Source organism: Coprococcus sp. RTP31081st1_H1_RTP31081_211007, assembly GCF_040227275.1.
Classification (GTDB): domain Bacteria; phylum Bacillota; class Clostridia; order Lachnospirales; family Lachnospiraceae; genus Coprococcus; species Coprococcus aceti.
Window position 1 is genome coordinate 90,448 of record NZ_JBEHVP010000003.1, and the last position, 17,791, is coordinate 108,238.

At 48.4% G+C, this 17,791-nt stretch carries 22 protein-coding genes; 20 read left to right on the forward strand and 2 right to left on the reverse strand.

Going from position 1 to position 17,791, the window contains the following annotated elements; translation table 11 throughout:
* Nucleotides 1-28: 28 nt before the first annotated feature.
* Nucleotides 29-2,470: a glycogen/starch/alpha-glucan phosphorylase gene (locus tag ABUA31_RS06920; protein WP_055222480.1), complete on the reverse strand. Its 2,442-nt coding sequence runs from the start codon at nt 2,468-2,470 to the stop codon at nt 29-31.
* 654 nt (nt 2,471-3,124) lie between these two features.
* On the opposite strand from ABUA31_RS06920, the gene ABUA31_RS06925 reads away from it, so the two are divergent.
* The 18 genes from ABUA31_RS06925 to ABUA31_RS07010 all read left to right on the forward strand — a co-directional run bounded on the left by ABUA31_RS06925 (nt 3,125) and on the right by ABUA31_RS07010 (nt 15,174).
* A complete protein-coding gene (locus ABUA31_RS06925; RefSeq protein WP_117904614.1) occupies nt 3,125-3,415 on the forward strand; it encodes a hypothetical protein in 291 nt (96 codons plus the stop codon).
* A gap of 17 nt (nt 3,416-3,432) precedes the next feature.
* Entirely contained in the window at nt 3,433-4,821 is a 1,389-nt protein-coding gene (locus ABUA31_RS06930; protein WP_117904612.1) for a DUF6017 domain-containing protein, read from the forward strand.
* A 20-nt stretch (nt 4,822-4,841) separates the two neighbouring features.
* Nucleotides 4,842-5,096 carry a hypothetical protein gene (locus ABUA31_RS06935; protein ID WP_349818660.1) on the forward strand — a complete coding sequence of 85 codons (255 nt, stop codon included), beginning with the start codon at nt 4,842-4,844 and terminating at the stop codon, nt 5,094-5,096.
* A gap of 2 nt (nt 5,097-5,098) precedes the next feature.
* On the forward strand, nt 5,099-5,305 hold the full coding sequence (locus tag ABUA31_RS06940) for a hypothetical protein (protein WP_117904608.1): 207 nt from the start codon (nt 5,099-5,101) through the stop codon (nt 5,303-5,305).
* Nucleotides 5,298-5,576: a hypothetical protein gene (locus ABUA31_RS06945; protein WP_117904606.1), complete on the forward strand. Its 279-nt coding sequence runs from the start codon at nt 5,298-5,300 to the stop codon at nt 5,574-5,576. Before ABUA31_RS06940 ends, ABUA31_RS06945 begins: the two co-directional genes overlap by 8 nt.
* The gene (locus tag ABUA31_RS06950; protein WP_117904604.1) at nt 5,576-6,055 is read left to right on the forward strand and encodes a PcfB family protein; all 480 of its coding nucleotides are present in this window, start codon (nt 5,576-5,578) and stop codon (nt 6,053-6,055) included. The genes ABUA31_RS06945 and ABUA31_RS06950 overlap by 1 nt, the downstream gene beginning before the upstream one ends.
* A 118-nt stretch (nt 6,056-6,173) precedes the next feature.
* Nucleotides 6,174-8,222: a VirD4-like conjugal transfer protein, CD1115 family gene (locus tag ABUA31_RS06955; RefSeq protein WP_117904603.1), complete on the forward strand. Its 2,049-nt coding sequence runs from the start codon at nt 6,174-6,176 to the stop codon at nt 8,220-8,222.
* Between the two features lie 85 nt (nt 8,223-8,307).
* Nucleotides 8,308-8,643 (forward strand): Maff2 family mobile element protein, encoded by a 336-nt coding sequence (locus ABUA31_RS06960; protein WP_349818661.1) that lies wholly within the window; start codon nt 8,308-8,310, stop codon nt 8,641-8,643.
* Nucleotides 8,644-8,836: 193 nt separating this feature from the next.
* Entirely contained in the window at nt 8,837-9,196 is a 360-nt protein-coding gene (locus ABUA31_RS06965; RefSeq protein ID WP_005937450.1) for a PadR family transcriptional regulator, read from the forward strand.
* Nucleotides 9,193-9,651, forward strand: a complete 459-nt coding sequence (locus ABUA31_RS06970; RefSeq protein WP_005937453.1) for a DUF1700 domain-containing protein — start codon at nt 9,193-9,195, stop codon at nt 9,649-9,651. The genes ABUA31_RS06965 and ABUA31_RS06970 overlap by 4 nt, the downstream gene beginning before the upstream one ends.
* 2 nt (nt 9,652-9,653) lie before the next feature.
* The gene (locus tag ABUA31_RS06975; RefSeq protein ID WP_005937456.1) at nt 9,654-10,091 is read left to right on the forward strand and encodes a DUF6591 domain-containing protein; all 438 of its coding nucleotides are present in this window, start codon (nt 9,654-9,656) and stop codon (nt 10,089-10,091) included.
* A gap of 11 nt (nt 10,092-10,102) precedes the next feature.
* On the forward strand, nt 10,103-10,366 hold the full coding sequence (locus tag ABUA31_RS06980; protein WP_502879976.1) for a cysteine-rich KTR domain-containing protein: 264 nt from the start codon (nt 10,103-10,105) through the stop codon (nt 10,364-10,366).
* Between the two features lie 658 nt (nt 10,367-11,024).
* A complete protein-coding gene (locus ABUA31_RS06985) occupies nt 11,025-11,423 on the forward strand; it encodes a plasmid mobilization protein (protein ID WP_055079753.1) in 399 nt (132 codons plus the stop codon).
* Nucleotides 11,395-13,029: a relaxase/mobilization nuclease domain-containing protein gene (locus ABUA31_RS06990; RefSeq protein ID WP_055079681.1), complete on the forward strand. Its 1,635-nt coding sequence runs from the start codon at nt 11,395-11,397 to the stop codon at nt 13,027-13,029. The genes ABUA31_RS06985 and ABUA31_RS06990 overlap by 29 nt, the downstream gene beginning before the upstream one ends.
* Nucleotides 13,030-13,215: 186 nt before the next feature.
* Entirely contained in the window at nt 13,216-13,407 is a 192-nt protein-coding gene (locus tag ABUA31_RS06995) for a hypothetical protein (protein WP_055079680.1), read from the forward strand.
* Complete coding sequence (locus tag ABUA31_RS07000) at nt 13,397-14,143, forward strand: phage replisome organizer N-terminal domain-containing protein (RefSeq protein ID WP_158422846.1); 747 nt, start codon at nt 13,397-13,399, stop codon at nt 14,141-14,143. The genes ABUA31_RS06995 and ABUA31_RS07000 overlap by 11 nt, the downstream gene beginning before the upstream one ends.
* Complete coding sequence (locus ABUA31_RS07005; RefSeq protein ID WP_055079679.1) at nt 14,140-14,967, forward strand: ATP-binding protein; 828 nt, start codon at nt 14,140-14,142, stop codon at nt 14,965-14,967. The genes ABUA31_RS07000 and ABUA31_RS07005 overlap by 4 nt, the downstream gene beginning before the upstream one ends.
* Nucleotides 14,968-14,979: 12 nt before the next feature.
* Complete coding sequence (locus ABUA31_RS07010) at nt 14,980-15,174, forward strand: transposon-encoded TnpW family protein (protein ID WP_055079678.1); 195 nt, start codon at nt 14,980-14,982, stop codon at nt 15,172-15,174.
* 58 nt (nt 15,175-15,232) lie between these two features.
* Here the strand turns inward: ABUA31_RS07010 and ABUA31_RS07015 are convergent, their stop codons facing one another.
* Complete coding sequence (locus ABUA31_RS07015) at nt 15,233-15,940, reverse strand: ATP-binding protein (protein ID WP_005939429.1); 708 nt, start codon at nt 15,938-15,940, stop codon at nt 15,233-15,235.
* Between ABUA31_RS07015 and ABUA31_RS07020 the strand changes: the two genes are divergently transcribed.
* Both ABUA31_RS07020 and ABUA31_RS07025 read left to right on the forward strand, forming a co-directional pair.
* Nucleotides 15,939-17,552 carry a recombinase family protein gene (locus tag ABUA31_RS07020; RefSeq protein WP_055079677.1) on the forward strand — a complete coding sequence of 538 codons (1,614 nt, stop codon included), beginning with the start codon at nt 15,939-15,941 and terminating at the stop codon, nt 17,550-17,552. The two genes, ABUA31_RS07015 and ABUA31_RS07020, sit on opposite strands and share 2 nt — an antisense overlap.
* Nucleotides 17,552-17,743 (forward strand): Maff2 family mobile element protein, encoded by a 192-nt coding sequence (locus ABUA31_RS07025; RefSeq protein ID WP_349818662.1) that lies wholly within the window; start codon nt 17,552-17,554, stop codon nt 17,741-17,743. Before ABUA31_RS07020 ends, ABUA31_RS07025 begins: the two co-directional genes overlap by 1 nt.
* The last annotated feature ends 48 nt before the right edge of the window (nt 17,744-17,791 follow it).

Here is a 17,791-nt window from a genome sequence, read left to right on the forward strand (position 1 = left end):
TATTATGTTATTTCATTCTATCTGATAATTACTTATCAAGGGAAACCTTAACCTTCTTAAGCTTCCAGATCTCCTTTGCATACTCCTCGATAGTTCTGTCTGATGAGAACTTTCCAGCACATGCTGTGTTGAGCATAGCCATCTTTGCCCAGCCCTTCTCATCCTGGTATGCCTTGTCAACCTTCTGCTGAGCCTCTGCATATGAATCGAAGTCCTTAAGGATGAAGTATACATCTTCCTTTGTAAGAGAATCATAGAGATCTCTGAATCTGTCCGGATCATCCGGTGCATAAGTACCATCGATAAGCTGTGTGAGAACTCTTCTTACAGCCTGGTTGTTATTGTAGATATCCATTGGGTTGTAGCCGCCCTCGCGCTCATACTTCATAACCTCTTCTGCTGAAAGTCCGAAGATAAATGCGTTCTCGATGCCAACTTCCTCAACGATCTCTACATTTGCTCCATCCATGGTTCCAAGTGTAGGTGCACCGTTCAGCATGAACTTCATGTTACCTGTACCTGAAGCCTCTCTTGAAGCTGTTGAGATCTGCTCTGATACATCTGCTGCTGCGAAGATGATCTCGGCATTGGATACTCTGTAGTTCTCTATAAATACAACCTTGATCTTGCCTTCGATTGAAGCATCGTTGTTGACAACATCTGCAACTGAGTTGATGAGCTTGATGATAAGCTTAGCTCTCTTATATCCTGCTGATGCCTTTGCTCCAAAGATGAATGTTCTTGGGTACATATCGAATTCTGGCTCTGTCTTCAGTCTGTTATACAGATGCATAACATGAAGGATGTTCAGAAGCTGTCTCTTGTACTCATGAAGCCTCTTAACCTGTACATCGAAGATTGAACGAGGATCTACATCCACATTGTTGTGCTCCTTGATGTACTTTGCAAGACGGATCTTGTTCTGGTACTTGATGTTCATAAACTCATGCTGGCACTTCTCATCGTTCACATATACCTTAAGCTTCTTAAGGTGTGAAAGATTGGTTATCCACTCGTCACCGATCTTGTCTGTGATCCAGTTTGCAAGAAGTGGGTTAGCATGAAGCAGGAAACGTCTCTGAGTGATACCATTTGTCTTGTTGTTGAACTGCTCTGGTCTCATCTCATAGAAGTCCTTAAGCTCTCTCTCCTCAAGGATCTTGGTATGAAGAGCTGCAACACCGTTTACTGAGTAAGAACCTGCAATTGCAAGATGAGCCATCTTAACCTGGCCATCGTACAGAACTGCCATATTCTTAACCTTATCCTGGTTGCCTGGATACATCTCCTGGATCTTGAGAACGAATCTTCTGTTGATCTCCTCAACGATCTGGTAGATACGTGGAAGCAGTCTTGAGAACAGCTCGATAGGCCACTTCTCAAGTGCCTCTGCCATGATCGTATGGTTGGTGTATGCACATGTTCTTGTTGTAATATCCCATGCGTCATCCCACTCAAGGCCTTCCTCATCCATGAGGATTCTCATGAGCTCGGCAACTGCTACTGTTGGATGTGTATCATTCATCTGGAATGTTACCTTCTCTGGCAGCTTGTGGATGTCCTTGTTGAGCTCCTTGAACTTGAGGATTGCTCTCTGAACTGAAGCTGAGATGAAGAAATACTGCTGTCTCAGTCTGAGCTCCTTACCTGCGTAGTGATTGTCATTTGGATAGAGAACCTCAACGATAGTCTTTGCAAGGTTCTGCTGCTCTACTGCCTTCTCATACTCACCCTTGTCAAATGAGTCAAGGCAGAACTCCTGGATTGCCTCAGCATCCCAGATTCTAAGTGTATTTACAACGTTGTTGCCATAACCGATGACTGGAAGGTCATAAGGTACGGCACGAACTGACTGATATCCATCCTGTATAAAGTAGTTTCTGCCATTCTTGTTCTCAACTCTGACATATCCACCGAACTTAACTTCAACAGCGTACTCTGAACGCTTAACCTCGAATGGGTTGCCATCCTTGAGCCAGTCATCCGGCATCTCAACCTGATATCCATCCTTGATACCCTGCTTGAACATACCATACTTGTATCTGATACCACAACCGTATGCAGGATAACCAAGTGTTGCCAATGAATCAAGGAAACAAGCTGCAAGACGTCCGAGACCGCCATTACCCAGAGCGGCATCAGGCTCCTGATCCTCTATAAAGTTCAGGTCAAATCCTAACTCGTCAAGTGCTTCCTTAACTGCATCGTAGTAAGTCAAGTTGATAAGATTGTTACCGAGTGCTCTACCCATAAGGAACTCCATAGACAGATAATAAACTGTCTTGACGTTCTTCTTCTCATACTCCTTGTGTGTAGCAATCCATCTGTCAATGATGTCGTCCTTTACTGCGTAGCTGACTGCCTGGAATACCTGCTGTGGAGTAGCCTCCTCGATAGGCTTGCGGAAAAGGGTCTTTACGTTAGTAATGACTTCCTTCTTGAAGCCTTCCTTATCGAAATCTGCTAACATCTTCATCTGATTCATTCCCTCCTTGGATAAATAGATATATTTTATTTCCATTTTCACTGTTTCATTCTATCATCAACCCTTTTTTTTAACAATACATGAGGAAAAATTTATTAAATGACGACATAAAATTAGACTATAGTCAAATAGAATTTACAGTTTTTTTACATTAAACGGCGAGAAATGTCTGATAATATCAAAATTTATTGGGAGCTCATGCGTTTTCGATGATTACTAGAATATTGTAAACGTATCTCGTATATGCTATAGTATCACCACTTTATCGCCACTTATCGTCATTTATCGTCAAGTGATGCCAAATCACCGAAAAATCGGGGCTTTTGGCGGTAGAAAAGTTAAAAACCGCGCTATTACGGGAAATCGTAAAAATCGCAAATCAGAAGATTTTTGGTAGAAACTCGGTAGAAACCCAACAGCACAAAAGTTGGTAGAAACTTGGTAGATACCGAAAACAACCCTAAAACGGTAGAAAGCCTGTTGACAAAGCAAACTGAATAATGGACAATAGCGGACGGTGTTTCATAACAGAAGCGCTGTCCGCTATTTTTATGCCCAAAATTGAATACCGTACATCGCTTCTCAGAAATGAGGAGCGATTTTTTTATTTCAGATGAATTATGTCAAGGAGGTCTTTCTATGCCTAATCCTACGAAAATCAGCTTGCCGAGAATAGACTATCATTTCGAGGAAAGTGCCTGTGAACAGGTTCTTACCGTCATGCTCAACAAGGTCGATAAGGACTATTCCACGGTCGATGAACTGGCTGAACACGATGAACTGTCAATGTTTACCCGTGATGAGATCAAGAAGGCTGTATCCGAGCTGAACGGCAGAAAGTTTCTCCTGAAAGTGGATAAGCCGTATGGCTGCGTTTATGCGGTAAATAAGCTGTATATCCCCAACATGGAATTTGTTTACGGCAGATGAGCTGAGGAGGAACGGAAATGGACAAGCGCAACAGGAAAAAGAAAACCGTGGACGATACCGTCTGCGAGATACATAAATTCAGCGGATATGCCGTTCTGAGCAACTGCTTCGTGCGGTCTACCAATCTCGGCTGTCCTGCTATCGGTCTGCTTGGCAGAGTTATGGACTTGCCGCCGGAGTGGAACTTCTCAAAGGCAGGGCTGATTGCAATCTGCCCTGACGGTGAGACAGCTATCGACAGCGCCCTCAATGATCTGAAAGAGTGGGGCTACCTTGAAGTCGTGGTAAAGATGCCGAATGAGAACCCGACCGGCAGGATACAGACGGTCTACAAGTTCTATGAGTATTCAGCGAAGGATACCTCTATCCCTCAGTATGACTATGAGCTTGAAACCTTTACGGTGGATAACGCCGTTCTGAATCGTGTCAAAAAGGACAGCAACTTTACTATGGTAAGCACTGCTCTCCTGCGGAACAAGACGATTCCCAATAAGCTCCTCGGCTTGCTGCTCAAAGTGCGTTCTCTGCCTGACTACTGGCATTTCTCTATGTCGGGACTGAAAGCGATCTGCAAAGAGGGCAGGACTGCGGTTCATAACGCTGTAAACAAGCTCATAGATATGGGTTACCTTGTACGCACACAGCTTCTCTCCAATGAGAGCGTTCACAACTGCTTTGAGTACGTTTACAGCTTTTTCGATGTGCCTGTCACCAAAGAACAGGCTGACGAGCTTGAAGCTGAGACCAGACGCAAGGCAATCACGATACGTGCAGGCGGTCGGGCTGAAAAGCCTATTTCTTCTGAGGGGGAAAAACAGAGGGTGGAAAACCTGTATCCGGACATTCCGTCTGCTGAAACTCCGCTGTCTGAAAACCACGGACAATATAATAACAACAATACATTACAGAAAAATCAATTACGGAGTGATAAATCCTCTATCATTCCTTCTGCGGCAATTCCACAAGTTTTCAACGGTGAAAATGTTGAAAAGTCGAACGAGGGATATAACGCAGAAGAAGTTGAGTATTATACGGAAGTCGTGAAACAGAACATCGGCTACGGCTATCTCGGAGACTGGCTGACCGTTGACGGTCGGGACGGCTATGCAGAAGCAGATAATATCGTCGGCTTTATCGTTGACGAAATATGCTCTACTCTGCCGTACACCACGCTCAGAGGTACGAATTTCCCCAGAAGCGTGATAAAGTCCAAGATGCTTAGGGCTAATATTTACATGGTCGAGAATGTCCTTGTGAATATGGCAAAGGTCGATAATATCAAGAATTTCCGCAAATATTTCATCAGCGCCCTCTACAACGAAGTCCTGACATATCATTTCAACGAAGGCTGTGAAAGCCGATGGGCTGACAATGCTGTGGCAGAGATGTACGGTCGGGCTGTCTGATTACGAAGGGAGGTGTTCCTATGGGTGCAAAGAGAATCAGTGAGCATGATCTTGTGTTTACGGGAAGAAATGTTCCTCTGTCGGAGATCGCACGGGCAAGCGGTATCGGTATTACTACGCTGAAAAATGGTATTCTGTCCGGAGTTCTTGACTTCGGTTATGCGATCCCCTGCGGTGAGGGCAAACAGCATCGCTATTACTGCCCTAACAGGGTAGTATATCTCAAGACCGGATATTTCAATCCGAAGCCGCAGCAGACCAATGAGGAGGTGTAACTATGCCCGATAATCCTTCTTTTCAGGAGATAGACGGACTTTTTAACCGTTTTCATAGCGAATTTGAAGCTATCGTTATGGATATGCTCGGTGATAAGGTCAGCTATAATCTTCTGAGCTGCGTTTTCTGCGATCTCGATGAAACGCAGGAGGAGTATCACAACAAGCTCTCAGAGCTTTACGGAAAGGATGGTGAGGACAATGGCTAAGACTATCGTTACGCAGTTTGGCGAGTTCCTGAACTATGCCAACATCGTGAAGATCGGCGTTGAAACAAATTGGGATGATGCCGAAATTGACGAGGAAAACGGCACGATCAAGCCCGATTTTGAAATGATCGGCACGGATACCGCTGGCAACAAGATTCCTATGGGTATCTATGACACGCCCGATGAAGCAGATAATGCACTCAAAGCCCTTCATGACTGGCTTTCGACCGAGGCGTATGCCGTTTATGAGATCACGGGCGGTGATGCGTAATGCCGTCCGACTACGAAAGCGGTGCTAAGAAAACCATAGATATTTCGATCAAGGCGGAGAAACTGACCGCCGATGTGCTGAAATCTGCCTTGCAGGAGTTTATGTCGGGTAAGGCGGAGAAAAAGGGACGAATGACCTACAAGCAGTTGCAGGCGAAGTCCCCGTCCAAGCTCGACAGCATTGAGGTTTCAGACCGGAATATCGGTGATTTCCTGAAAACCGCACGAAAATACGATGTGGATTTTGCTCTGAAAAGAGATAAAAGCACCCAGCCGCCTACCTATCATGTTTTCTTCTCCGCTGCTAAAACGGAGAATTTCAAGAGAGCATTTTCGGAGTATCTCGGCAAGGGACAGGGCAAATCGCAGAAGCGCGGCGAGTTTACCCGTGAGCAGATGCACCAGCAGGCTCAGAAGGTGGCAAACAGACCTCGTAAACAGAAACAGAGAGAGAAAAACCGTGCGAAGAATCGCACATAGGAGAACAGACGTTGATCTATGACTACTTCAAGTCCGCACCCGTTCCACGGGCAAGGGGCGATGATATTTTTACGGCAGACTTTTGTGCCGATAACTGCGGAAAGGATAAGACTGCGTATTGCAGCTTAACACCAGAAAGCTCAAAAAGCTGATCATCAAGGCTGTTCCCTATGTAGCTTTCTCTTATGTGGGCAACCTGATCGGCTTTGCGTACCGAACCGCTGAGGGCAATGGATTTCAGGAAAAGCTCCTGCCCTTTATGAGCAATCTCGGTGTGGCGTTTGCACGAATCTTTCCCAGTTTACACCCGTTTGATCTTCTTTTCGGCTTGGTTCTTGCGGGTGTAATGAGGTTAGTCCTCTATGTCAAGTCGAAAAACAAGAAGAAATTCCGTCAGGGAGAGGAGTACGGCTCTGCCGTATGGGGCGGTGAAAAGGATATTGAGCCGTATATGGACTGCTCAAATCCCGATAACAACGTCATTCTCACGAAAACGGAATCTCTGACTATGGGCAAGCCCTCTGAACCGAAGTATGCGAGAAATAAAAATATCCTCGTTATCGGCGGTTCAGGTTCAGGTAAAACGCGCTTTTTCGTGAAGCCGAACCTGATGCAAATGCACTCCTCCTATGTAGTTACCGATCCGAAGGGAACGGTTTTGGTCGAGTGCGGAAAAATGCTTGCACGGGGCCGCCCAGCGCGCGGCAAAAACGGCGAGGTGCTGTATACAGTGGACAAGGACGGCAAGAGACAGATTGTTTATGAGCCGTATAAGATCAAGGTGTTCAACACCATTGATTTTGCAAAGTCGATGCACTACAACCCGTTTGCGTACATCAGCGAAAAGAACCGTGAAAAAGACATTCTGAAATTCGTCGAGGTCTTGATAAAAAACACTTCTTCCTCTCAGCAGCCGTCCGGCGATGACTTTTGGGTAAAAGCCGAAAAGCTCCTGTACACGGCATATATCGCTCTTATCTTTGCGATGTATGATCCTGAACAATGGAATTTTGAAACGCTTATTGATATGATAAACGCTTCGGAATGCCGTGAGGACGATGAGGAGTTCAAGAATGCGATAGACCTTGAATTTGAAATTGTAGAGTGTTGGCTGAACGGTACAGAGCATAGTGATCCCGAAGTAATGGCAGACTATGCCGATCTTTTTGAAACAGAACCCGATGCCGAACAACGGCGCTTGGGTGCTTTTGCACTCAAACAATTCAAGGCGTATAAGCTCGCTGCCGGCAAAACGGCTAAGTCTATCCTAATTAGCTGTTCGACACGACTCGCGCCTTTTGCAATAGATGAGGTTTTGGAGATCACCTCCTACGATGAGCTGCACCTCGACAAGCTCGGTGACGAGCTGAGTGCGCTTTTCATCATTATCTCCGATACAGATGCCACATTCAACTTCCTTGTAGCGATCATGTATTCCCAGCTTTTCAACCTACTCTGCACCAAAGCAGATAATTCCCCAGGTGGAAAGCTGACCTATCATGTACGCTGTTTGTTAGACGAGTTCGCCAATATTGGCGAAATACCGCAGTTTGAGAAGCTCATTGCGACTATCCGAAGCCGTGAAATATCGGCAAGTATCATCTTGCAAGCTAAGAGCCAGCTAAAGGCTATCTACAAAGACAATGCAGACACGATCGAAGGCAACTGTGATACGATGCTGTTTTTGGGCGGCAAGGAGAAGTCAACATTAAAGGAGATCAGTGAAAGTCTCGGAAAAGAGACAATCGACTCCTTTAATACTTCTACTAACAGAGGTCAGAGTGAAAGCTACGGTATGAACTATCAGAAGCTCGGCAAAGAACTGAAAAGTCAGGACGAACTGGCGGTCATGGACGGCGGTAAATGTATCTTACAGGTGCGAGGAGTGCGTCCGTTCTTCTCGGACAAGTTTGACATTACCCGTCATAAGCAATATCCAATGCTCTTGGACGATAATCCTGAGATGGGGTTCAACATCGAAAAATTTGTGAGTGACCAAAAGGCGATGCGTTTGAGACTGTCTCGACAGGAAAAGTTCACGGGGTATGGTGTTGATATGACGGCCGCCGGACAGGAAGTTACAACAGTATCAGCAACAGAAACAGAAACCGCTGATACACAAAATTCTGAGGAAACCGACGAAAAAGAGATATATGTCGGATTTTAACTCGGACAGTGAAGAAACCGAATAAAAGAGAAACGGTTGAAGCTGCGGACACTACTTTTTTTATTTTGAGGGAGACTTTTTACCTATGAACGAACTGAATATTTCTGCGGTCGATGCTACCGCTATGGAGACAGCAACCACTACCTCTGCACCTAAGCACAAGTGGCTCTCTAAGCTCACCCGTGGTGCAAAGAAGGCAACGATGTTCTGCACTGTTGCAGGCATCATGGCATCTACCTGTGCAACTCAGGCATTCGCAGCAGGCACCGGCGAGGTCGATACCTCGTCCTTTATCACTACTGCCTGCACCGTACTCAAAAGCGTCATCTGCCTTATCGGCGGCGGTGTTTCGCTTTGGGGTGTCGTAAACCTCCTCGAAGGTTACGGCAACGATAACCCCGGTGCGAATGCTCATGGTTAATAAAGAAGCACAACAAAACAGGACAAGGACAGTCAGCCCCGCCGCTATTCCGAGCAAGGCAAATTATAGGGTAAAGTCTAAAAAGCATTTGTAACATTTCTATAAACTCTATTGACTTGAACACCTCCGGGAGTTATAATATGTTTTGCTATTTAGGAACACTAAATAGCAAAACTAAAGTGAGGTAGAGAGTATGGATAACAGGTATGTGCAGCAATTCAAAAAAGGCTCTCTTGAAATGATACTTTTGTGCTTGATCGGACGCAAAGAAACCTACGGCTATGAAATCATTACAGAGCTAAATAACAGCGCGTCCGTTTTGGGCTATGCAAAAGAGGGAACGATTTACCCTATTCTGTATCGTTTGCAGGAAGCCGAGTTAATCCAATGCCGATTAGCCCCGGCAGCGGCAAATGGCGGATCAAAAAAATACTACTCCCTTACCCATAAGGGCAGAGAGGTATTAGACGAGCTGATTTTATTTTGGGCGAGCTATGAAAGTTGTGTAAATGGCTTTATTGCCACCTATCAAACAGCGGAGGTATCAGAATGAAAGAGCAATACATTAAGCAAGTGGAAAAGGAATTGAGTTTAACACGCAAAGCAAAAAAAGAGGTCGTGCGTGATCTGAATGAAGTCTTTGCTTCTGCGTTGGAGCATGGCGAAACGGAACAACAGGTAATCGAACGGTTAGGCACTCCCAAAGAGTTTGCAGAGAATACCGCCGAGCAGTTAGGCATTGACAGCGCAGCACCGCAGAAACGGAAAGGGATTATTTCGAGCGTTGCAGCCCTTGTCGTTGCCGTTGCAGCGTTTGTGATTTACGCCACTACCCAATCCGGGAAAGTGCCGGACGGGGCAATCGGACAAGCAGACGCAATGACAAACATTCAAGTTGAGGGAGCTTTTGGATTTGACGCTTCACAAATCATTTTGGCAGTCGGTGTAATCGCGGTTACAATCGCAATCATTCAGATTATCCGAACCGTCCGCAAAAACAGGAGGTAGCTATGAAAAAATTTGTTTCAATAATCGCTATTTTACTTATGCTTTCTTTGGCTGCCTGTTCCAATCAAGATACGCCGTCCGCTGCGGATAATCCAAGCAATACACAAACAGAAAGCAATACCATGCTTGACGCGGGTGTATGGCCTGTGAATGAATACACCGAGGGGCTTCCCGTCCCGTCCGGTACGGTCGGTTGGGCTATGCTTGATACGGAACATGAGAATTGCAGTATCAGTATTGTGGATATAAGCGAAACCGACTATAACGACTATTTAGAGCTTTTGAAGCAAGAGGGGTTTTCTATAATAGAGGAAGTGTCGGAAGAAATTGAGGGACAGGACTATGTTTCTATCGGTACGCTTTTGTCAAATGGCGAAAAGGGATTGAGTATCAGCTACATTCCCGATAACTTCACAATTTACATTTCTTTCCTTAAATAATGAAAATTAAAATGATTAAATCGCCTGATAGGCGGGTGCTTTGCCCTATTTGTGGAAATAAAACACGAACAAAGATACGCCCCGATACAATACTTGAAAATTTCCCTCTGTTCTGTCCGAAATGCAAACAAGAAACACTAATCAGCGCAAAAGATTTGAATGTAGCTGTAATCCCACAACAAATAGCGGAATCAGCCGGAGCAGTCAACGGTCAAGATGAACGGCGCATAAATGCGCCGCCGTTGACAGCCCTGCCTGTTTCCGCTGATGGGTAATCAAGGGAGCGACAGACTAAAGTGCTGTCGCTCCCCTCACATTATGGAAATGAAAATTGAATATCGACCAAGCTGCAACGCCACAGATTTTTTGAAAGTCCGTGGCGTTTTTTTGCGCCCATTTTTGGCAGACCGCACATTCCTGTTGTTGTAGAAAGTGACGGGGAAATTTGCCCAAAACGGTCTTGCGTACCGTAGTAGTGATGAAAAGAATACCGCAGCCATTTGGAAGAAAGGTATGGGGCTACCGTAGTAGTGATGAAGAAATCCAAGGGAGCGTTTGGCATTTTCCATTTCCGTCCGTAGAAGAAAGCAAAACCACAGCGGGCAGGACACGCCACCGCAATCGCTATATTGACGGAAACAAGCCAAGCCGCCCCCTGCGGATTGCCGCAAAGTCAGCCGTAGAGGAAAGCGGCAGTTTCTTAGAGCAAGATTCTACCACGGTGCCAAAATCCGCATATCTGCGGTTTTGCCCCTGCGGTAAATCTTGTTGGGGAGTGCCTTCCCCAAACCCTGCTATGCGGCTTGCGCCGCAAAAAATCTTCCGAAACCGTTTGGCAATTTTGCTTTTTTTGTGGTGTGGGTAGTAAAAGGGGCAGCTTGCCTTTTTCAGACCACCACGCCGGAATACCACGCACAGAAAGGAGTGATACCCATAGCCAAGAGATACAACACGCCCCACCGCAGCCATGTAGTCAAGACCCGCATGACCGAGGAAGAATACGCCGACTTCACCGGGCGGCTGGAGCATTACAACATCAGCCAAGCCGAGTTTATCCGGCAAGCCATAACACGGGCTACCATTCGCCCCGTTGTTACCATTTCCCCGGTCAATGATGAACTGCTTGCCGCCGTTGGGAAGTTGACCGCCGAATACGGGAAAATCGGCGGCAACCTCAACCAGATCGCCCGCGCCCTCAACGAGTACGGCACACCCTACAACGCACTATCCGGCGAGGTACGGGCAGCCATAGCCGACCTTGCCGCCTTGAAGTTTGAAGTCTTGCGAAAGGTAGGTGAAGCGGTTGGCAACATTCAAACATATCAGCTCTAAAAATGCCGACTACGGCGCAGCCGAGCAGTATTTGACCTTTGAGCATGACGAGTTTACCATGCGCCCCACCCTTGATGAAACCGGGCGACTTGTTCCCCGCGAGGACTATCGGCTTGCCACTTTGAACTGCGGCGGCGAGGATTTTGCCGTTGCCTGTATGCGCTCCAATCTCCGCTATGGCAAAAACCAAAAGCGGGAAGATGTGAAAAGCCACCACTATATCATTTCCTTTGACCCACGGGACGGGACAGACAACGGATTGACCGTTGACCGGGCGCAGGAGTTGGGCGAGAGATTTTGTAAAGCACACTTCCCCGGACACCAAGCCATTGTCTGCACCCACCCGGACGGACACAACCACAGCGGCAATATCCATGTGCATATCGTCATTAACAGTCTGCGGATTGAGGAAGTACCCTTGCTGCCCTACATGGACAGACCGGCAGATACAAAAGCCGGGTGCAAGCACCGCTGCACCGACGCAGCTATGGAGTATTTCAAAGCCGAAGTCATGGAGATGTGCCACTGGGAAAACCTCTATCAGATTGACCTCTTGCATGGGAGCAAAAACCGGGTGACGGAGCGTGAATACTGGGCGCAGCGGAAAGGGCAAGCCAAGCTGGACAGGCAGGCCGCAGCACAAGCCGCCGCTTTACCCGCCGGGGAGCAACCGCCCAAGCCCACCAAGTTTGAAACGGACAAGGAAAAGTTGCGGCAGACTATCCGAGCCGCCCTGTCCTCTGCTACCAGCTATGACGAGTTTTCCGCTTTACTTCTCCGGCAGGGCGTGACTGTCAAGGAGAGCCGGGGGCGATTGTCCTACCTCACGCCGGAGCGCACCAAGCCCATCACCGCCCGGAAGCTGGGGGACGGTTTTGACCGCACCGCCGTACTTGCCCTTTTGGAGCAGAACGCCCACAGAGCCGCCGAAAAAGCCGCAGCCATACCCGAATACACCCGCACTATCCGGGAGCGATTACAGCAGGGAAAAACAGCGAAAACCGCCCCGAAACAGGGCGGTATCCAGCGCATGGTTGACCGGGAAGCCAAGCGAGCCGAGGGGAAAGGCGTGGGCTATGACCGCTGGGCGGCTGTCCACAACCTCAAACAGATGGCGGCTACCGTTGCCGCCTATGAGCAGTACGGCTTTACTTCCCCGGAGCAGCTTGACGCAGCCATTACCGCCGCCTATGCGGATCTCCAGGACAGCACCGCAGAACTGAAAACCGTTGAAGCGGCGTTGCAGGGCAAAAAGGAATTGCAGGGCTATGTGCTGCAATTCGCCAAGACCAAAGATGTGCGGGACGGACTGAAAGCGCAGAAATCGGACAAAGCAAAAGCCGCCTACCGCCAGAAGCACGAAAGCGACTTTATCATAGCGGACGCAGCCGCCCGGTATTTCCGGGAGCATGGCATAAAGAAGCTGCCAACCTACAAAGCCCTGCAAGCCGAGATTGAGCAGCTTACCGTCCAGAAGAACGCCCGGTACAACGATTACCGGGAGAAAAAGGAGCGTGTGCGGGAGTTGCAGACGGTCAAGGGCAATATCGACCAGATACTACGGGGCGCACCGAGCCAGCAGAAAAGGCACGAACATGACCGTTAAACACCGCCCCGAAATGATACCGAAACCATACAGAAACAAGGGTATGCCCTGCGCCCTATCCGCAATACCACCCGACTTTGAAACGAGGCTTACAGGGCAGAAAATCCCCGAAAATGACACCGGGAATATACAGATTTACCGCCGATACCGCCACACCCGGCGAAACGGCAGAAAGGAGCGTCACCCATGCCACGAATGAGCAAGAAGCGGCGGCTTGAATGGTCTTTCTTCCTCAACCACCGCAACCGTATCACCTACAACGACCTATGCCGGGGCTGTACCCACGACTGCAAGCAGAGTTTCCGGGCTATCGTGGTACTCTGCCCCCGGTATTACTCCAAACGCTGGAAAAAGGAGGACACCGCCAATGGCAGATAACCGCAAATATTACTACCTCAAGCTGAAAGAGAACTATTTTGACGAGGACGCTATCGTGCTGCTGGAAAGTATGCAGGACGGTATCTTGTACTCCAATATCCTCTTGAAGCTGTACTTAAAATCGCTGAAGAACGGCGGGAAGTTGCAGCTTGACGAGAATATCCCCTACACCGCGCAGATGATAGCCACCATCACCCGGCAGCAAGTCGGCACAGTAGAACGGGCTTTGCAGATTTTCCTAAAGTTGGGGCTTGTCGAGCCGCTGCAAAACGGCGCACTCTACATGAGCAACATTGAACTGCTGATCGGGCAGTCCTCAACCGAGGGGGAGCGCAAGCGCAGGGCAAGGCTTGAACTGCAAAAAGCCCTGCCAAAGCATGGTGCGGACAAATGTCCACCATACCAAGCGGACATTTGTCCACCAGAGATAGAGAAAGAGATAGATATAGAGTTAGAGAAAGAGAGAGAGTTAGAAACGGGACACCCCGCCCCCGCTGCCTATGGCAGATACAGCAATGTTTTCCTGTCTGATACGGAATTATCCGAGTTACAAGCAGAACTGCCCGGCAAATGGGAGTTTTATATTGACCGTCTTTCCGGCTATATCGCTTCCACCGGGAAGAAATACCGAAACCACGCTGCCACAATCCGCAGATGGGCGGCAGACGATACCGCAAAGGCAGCCCCGAAACAGGGCATACCCGATTACACCTACAAGGAGGGACAGAGCTTATGACGAATGATTTTGAAAAGGTTTTCGATACCGCAGCCGAGCCGCAGGACTACACCGGGGAGGACGGGCTTTTGTACTGCGGCAGTTGCCGGACACCGAAAGAAGCATATTTCCCGGCAGATAAAGCCGCCCTGTTCGGGCGTGACCGCCACCCGGCAGAGTGTGACTGCCAGCGGGCGAAACGGTTAGAGCGTGAAGCCGCCGAGCAGCGCAGGAAACACCTTGACACCGTAGAGGACTTGAAACGCCGGGGATTTACCGACAGCAAAATGCGGGAATGGACTTTTGCCAATGACAACGGCAAATGCCCCCAAATGGGAATGGCGCACAGCTATGTGGAGCGTTGGGAGCAGATGAAAGAGGGCAACCACGGCTTGCTGCTATGGGGCAAGGTAGGCACAGGGAAAAGCTATTTTGCCGGGTGCATTGCAAACGCCCTTATGGAGCAGGAAATCCCCGTCCGCATGACAAACTTTGCCCTTATCCTCAATGACCTTGCCGCCAGCTTCGAGGGGCGCAACGAGTACATTGACCGCCTTTGCCGCTACCCCCTGCTTATCATTGACGATTTTGGAATGGAACGGGGGACGGAGTACGGGCTTGAACAGGTTTTCAATGTGATAGACAGCCGCTACCGCAGCGGCAAGCCGCTGATCGTCACCACCAACCACACGCCGGATATGCTGGAAAACCCGCAGGACACCGCCCACGCCCGTATCTATGACCGACTGATAGAAATGTGTTCCCCTATCTGCTTCACAAGCAAGAACTTCCGCAGGGAAACCGCGCAAGCCAAGCTGGAACGACTGAAAGAATTATTGAAGTGAAAGGAGTTGCCTATGCCCGATAAGAAACAGACCAGCCCCACCACAGACCGCCGCCCGGATTGCGTGACGGAAACCCGCATGGGGAACACCGTCCTCATTGTTTCCGGCTTTTTCAAGAAAGACACCACCGCCACCGCAGCCGACAAGATGATGAAAGTGCTGGAAGCGGAAACCGCAGCCGCACCAAAGCCGCCCTATACTGCATGAGCCGGGGGTATGAGAAAAGCGGTCATGCCGGGGAGCATGACCGCTGGAATGGGAGTGATTATAACGCCGCTATTTCATCTGCTATCTGATTTGGCGAACTGTTAGAAACATCAATCCTTTTTGTATATAACAGTCGGTACTTCGGAAGATATGAAATGCTTTTTTCAATAATTGATGGCAAACGAACACCCTGCTCTATATCTTTGCGCAGTCTTTCGCTCAATACATCAGGGTCACAAACCAAGGAAACACAATAAACCTTGCAATCTTTATGGTCTAACCTTGATAGAATGTCGTCAATTATACTCTGTTCGTGCATTACCCAACAAAAAATGATGTTGTCATATGCAGAACAATGAATGAAGTTGTTAAGCAAATGACTAATGTTATCTATAACCATAATTTTTGTTTCTTCTGTAACTTGAAATGGGTCAGAATCCCAGCACCAATCGCCATCAAGGAAAACGCTGTTTGATAATTTTGTTTTTAAGATTTGTGCTACTGTTGTTTTTCCAACACCCATTGCCCCGCCGATTAAATATATTTTCTTCATGTGGCTATTCTCCCGCTTAATAATTGCTTTGACAAAAGTATAGCACAGAAGTATGAACTTTTCTACCGCTTGTGTGACATGACAAGCCTTTTTTGAAAAATCGTCATTATGACAGGCGATAAAGAAGCAGAAACCACTATACAGACCGCCGCCCCGTATGGTACAATCTTTGTACGGAATAGCGGGGCGGCTGTCGGAAATGGAGGAAACCATGATTAGACAGACCACCCAATTAGCACCCGTTACCGCCCTTTACGCAAGATTGAGTAAAGATGATGAATTGCAGGGCGAGAGCAATTCCATATCCAACCAAAAGCGCATTTTGGAAACCTATGCCCGTGACAATGGATTTTTGAACTACCGTTTTTTCGTTGACGACGGATGGAGTGGGGCGAACTTCCAAAGACCCGGCTTTATGGAAATGATGGATTGCGTGGAGAATGGCGAGGTAAAATGCGTCATTACCAAAGACCTATCCCGCATGGGGAGGAACTACCTGCAAGTCGGAATGTTTACGGAAATCACTTTCCCCAAGAAAGGCGTCCGCTTTATCGCCATCAATGACGGAGTGGACAGCGCACAGGGCGACAACGACCTAACGCCGCTAAAAAATCTTTTTAACGAATGGATGGTGAGAGACACGAGCAGGAAAATCAAGGCAGTTTTCAGAAGCAAGGGCATGAGCGGCAAGCCCATTACCAGCCAGCCCGTCTATGGCTACTTAAAAGGCGAGGACGGACGCTTTATCATTGACGAGGAAGCCGCCCCGGTAGTCAAGCAGATATTCAGCTTGTGCCTTGCCGGGAACGGCCCGACCAAAATCGCCCGTATGCTCACCGAGCAGGAAATCCCCACGCCGGGGACGCTGGAATACCGCAGGACGGGCAGCACCCGCCGCTACTACCCCGATTACCCGTACAGATGGGCGACAAATACCGTTGTCCATATCCTTGAACGCAAGGAGTATCTGGGGCATACGGTAAACTTCAAGACCGAGAAAATCTCCTACAAAGTGAAGTCCAGCGTAGAAAACCCGGAGGAAAAGCAAGCGGTATTCGAGAACACCCATGAGCCGATTATCGACCTTGCCACATGGGAACGGGTGCAGGAGTTACGCAAGCAGCGCAAACGCCCCAACCGCTATGATGAAGTGGGCTTGTTCTCCGGCTTGCTGTTCTGCGCCGACTGCGGCAGCGTCCTCTACCAGCAGAGGTATGAGAACAAGACAAGGCGGCAAGACTGCTACATCTGCGGGAACTACAAGAAGCGTGTCAAGGACTGTACGGCGCACTTTATCCGCACCGACCTTTTGACAGCGGGAGTGACCGCCAATCTGCGGAAAGTGACCGACTATGCGGCAAGGCACGAAAAGCAGTTTATGAAGCTGCTGATCGAGCAGAACGAGGACGGGGGCAAGCGCAGAAATGCCGCCAAGAAAAAGGAACTGGACGCAGCCGAGAAGCGCATAGCCGAGTTGTCCGCTATCTTCAAGCGGCTTTATGAGGACAGCGTGACCGGGCGCATTTCTGATGAACGGTTTGCGGAGTTGTCGGCAGACTATGAAGCCGAGCAGCGGCAGCTTAAAGAGAGAGCCGCCGAACTGCAAGGGGAACTTGCAAAGGCGCAGGAAGCCACGGTAAACGCCGAGAAGTTTATGAACATTGTCCGCAAGTACACCAGCTTCGAGGAACTTACCCCTACCCTGCTTCGGGAGTTTATCGAGAAAATCATAGTGCATGAGTGCAGCTATGACGAGAACAAAAACCGCAGGCAGGAAATTGAAATCTACTACTCTTTTGTCGGCAAGGTGGACTTGCCCGAATAATGCCCGACCTGTCCGGCGCAGCCTATGAGTGCCGGACGGGAACGGCAAAAAATTTTACACTTTTATTGCTTCTTTATCTAACACAACAAAAGTCTCAGGGCATGAAGCAGCTTATGGCTGGTCTTGGTCTGATCCTCCTCGCTATCATTCTCGTACCTGTTCTTGAGGGTATGATGACGGGTGCGGTGTAATCTGACACACGCTAATCAAGAAAAGAGACAAGCGTAAACCTCGGCTGA

What these genes read in the sequence shown, in the direction of transcription:
- ABUA31_RS06920 (WP_055222480.1), bottom strand. Translation starts at nt 2,470, where the DNA reads ATGTTAGCAGATTTCGATAAGGAAGGCTTCAAGAAGGAAGTCATTACT.
- ABUA31_RS06925 (WP_117904614.1), top strand. Translation starts at nt 3,125, where the DNA reads ATGCCTAATCCTACGAAAATCAGCTTGCCGAGAATAGACTATCATTTC.
- ABUA31_RS06930 (WP_117904612.1), top strand. Translation starts at nt 3,433, where the DNA reads ATGGACAAGCGCAACAGGAAAAAGAAAACCGTGGACGATACCGTCTGC.
- ABUA31_RS06935 (WP_349818660.1), top strand. Translation starts at nt 4,842, where the DNA reads ATGGGTGCAAAGAGAATCAGTGAGCATGATCTTGTGTTTACGGGAAGA.
- ABUA31_RS06940 (WP_117904608.1), top strand. Translation starts at nt 5,099, where the DNA reads ATGCCCGATAATCCTTCTTTTCAGGAGATAGACGGACTTTTTAACCGT.
- ABUA31_RS06945 (WP_117904606.1), top strand. Translation starts at nt 5,298, where the DNA reads ATGGCTAAGACTATCGTTACGCAGTTTGGCGAGTTCCTGAACTATGCC.
- ABUA31_RS06950 (WP_117904604.1), top strand. Translation starts at nt 5,576, where the DNA reads ATGCCGTCCGACTACGAAAGCGGTGCTAAGAAAACCATAGATATTTCG.
- ABUA31_RS06960 (WP_349818661.1), top strand. Translation starts at nt 8,308, where the DNA reads ATGAACGAACTGAATATTTCTGCGGTCGATGCTACCGCTATGGAGACA.
- ABUA31_RS06965 (WP_005937450.1), top strand. Translation starts at nt 8,837, where the DNA reads ATGGATAACAGGTATGTGCAGCAATTCAAAAAAGGCTCTCTTGAAATG.
- ABUA31_RS06970 (WP_005937453.1), top strand. Translation starts at nt 9,193, where the DNA reads ATGAAAGAGCAATACATTAAGCAAGTGGAAAAGGAATTGAGTTTAACA.
- ABUA31_RS06975 (WP_005937456.1), top strand. Translation starts at nt 9,654, where the DNA reads ATGAAAAAATTTGTTTCAATAATCGCTATTTTACTTATGCTTTCTTTG.
- ABUA31_RS06980 (WP_502879976.1), top strand. Translation starts at nt 10,103, where the DNA reads ATGATTAAATCGCCTGATAGGCGGGTGCTTTGCCCTATTTGTGGAAAT.
- ABUA31_RS06995 (WP_055079680.1), top strand. Translation starts at nt 13,216, where the DNA reads ATGCCACGAATGAGCAAGAAGCGGCGGCTTGAATGGTCTTTCTTCCTC.
- ABUA31_RS07000 (WP_158422846.1), top strand. Translation starts at nt 13,397, where the DNA reads ATGGCAGATAACCGCAAATATTACTACCTCAAGCTGAAAGAGAACTAT.
- ABUA31_RS07005 (WP_055079679.1), top strand. Translation starts at nt 14,140, where the DNA reads ATGACGAATGATTTTGAAAAGGTTTTCGATACCGCAGCCGAGCCGCAG.
- ABUA31_RS07010 (WP_055079678.1), top strand. Translation starts at nt 14,980, where the DNA reads ATGCCCGATAAGAAACAGACCAGCCCCACCACAGACCGCCGCCCGGAT.
- ABUA31_RS07020 (WP_055079677.1), top strand. Translation starts at nt 15,939, where the DNA reads ATGATTAGACAGACCACCCAATTAGCACCCGTTACCGCCCTTTACGCA.
- ABUA31_RS07015 (WP_005939429.1), bottom strand. Translation starts at nt 15,940, where the DNA reads ATGGTTTCCTCCATTTCCGACAGCCGCCCCGCTATTCCGTACAAAGAT.
- ABUA31_RS07025 (WP_349818662.1), top strand. Translation starts at nt 17,552, where the DNA reads ATGCCCGACCTGTCCGGCGCAGCCTATGAGTGCCGGACGGGAACGGCA.